We start from the raw sequence: 1,372 nt of genomic DNA, 5'->3' as shown, positions 1-1,372 counted from the left end.
TAAACCGACGATCACGCAGGCCATAGACCGCTACCGATATATTGTCAGAAGCTCTGGACTGGCGGGTAAGAATGCCCCGCACAGTATGCGCTACCATTTTGCCCAGCAGTCCGGTGAATATTACAAAGCGCAGGGATTCAGTGAGCGGGAAGCATTGGCATTGGCATCAATGGATTTGGGACACGGTGATGGACGTGGGCGCTATATCCGGCAGGTGTATTACCAGAAAGGTGAGGCGGAATAACACTATTTTCCCTGATAAAAGATAATTATCTGGATTAATCGCTACCCTGCCTGACCGTCAGCCATGAGCGAAGAGCGGATGTTATAGATATTGATGGAGTTGCATTATTAATGACCCAGTTTTTTGCGTTTAGATTATTCCTGGCAATGCAGATCCGCCTCAATACATTCATGCATCATAGGAATAAACGTTTCTCGAGACGATGAAAAGACCTCAACAAATTTTGATTTATAAGATTCCGGAACATGCCAATCTTCAGGAATATCATTTACAATAGTTTGATAGTAGTCAGGTGGTATTGCGTAAATTTTATCCAGCCATGGTTTAAATTTATTTACATCCTTTAGTTTTCCTACGTGATATGGCGATGACTTAGTATGTAATCTGCTTTTAGACCAGCTAAAACCTTCTTTTTCCCATGATTTTCCATTATCACCTACAAAGGCGATTCCGGCATCCATAAATATCAATCTCCCGTTTAATAACTTGCACGTATCATTCTTTACATCATCTATCGATAACCAATTATCAAATACTGACTTTCCATAAAGATCATGTAGTTGTTCATCATTAAATTGAGGTTCATCAGGTAAATTTTCCATATCAGTTATGTATTCATACGCAACAACATGCGATCTTGAAATGTTCAAATCACACTTTATATTTTCTGATAGACGCGCAATATGACCTTTAGGCCAAGGCAAATTAATTTTTTCGGCTAATTTAAAAGCTACGAACTCATTAAACAATGCACACAATTCATTCTCTGGTTCATGTGAATATGTTTTTACAAACCATTTCTTTCCTGACTCATCAATTCCAATAAATGGGTGAGAATGTCCTTTTTTAAGTCGTTCCAATTTATCTATCACATCATTAATTTTTATCATAGCAATTCCAAATAAATTGAATTAATAAATTATAATATCAAGCATATTGGGATTAACAAAAATAATCCAATCACTTCTGAGTTATTAGTTAAATGCCTACATATCGGAGTTTTATTGAGTTCTACAATGTCCGCAATTGGCCCAGACTGTGTAAAAACCCTTGATCACCTTTTGGTCTAAGTACGATGTACTTATGATCAATGGGTCTTAGCTACCGATCCAATTTCAAAGCCAAGTC

2 protein-coding genes are annotated in these 1,372 nt (G+C 37.4%); one reads left to right on the top strand and one right to left on the bottom strand.

The genetic code is table 11. The features are described 5' to 3' along the window. The coding region (locus AAC147_RS01755; RefSeq protein ID WP_047685073.1) for an integrase domain-containing protein at positions 1–244 on the top strand (244 nt) is incomplete at its 5' end. Positions 245–378: 134 nt separating this feature from the next. On the opposite strand, the gene AAC147_RS01750 is transcribed toward AAC147_RS01755, so the two are convergent. Next, on the bottom strand, positions 379–1,134 hold the full coding sequence (locus AAC147_RS01750) for a HipA family kinase (protein WP_047685070.1): 756 nt from the start codon (positions 1,132–1,134) through the stop codon (positions 379–381). Between the last annotated feature and the right edge of the window lie 238 nt (positions 1,135–1,372).

Origin of the sequence: Xenorhabdus sp. NBAII XenSa04 (genome assembly GCF_963866145.1) — a bacterium.
In the GTDB taxonomy this organism is placed as follows: domain Bacteria; phylum Pseudomonadota; class Gammaproteobacteria; order Enterobacterales; family Enterobacteriaceae; genus Xenorhabdus; species Xenorhabdus indica.
Note: the sequence above shows the minus strand (reverse complement) of the source record. Positions and strands in the feature narration are given on the sequence as shown.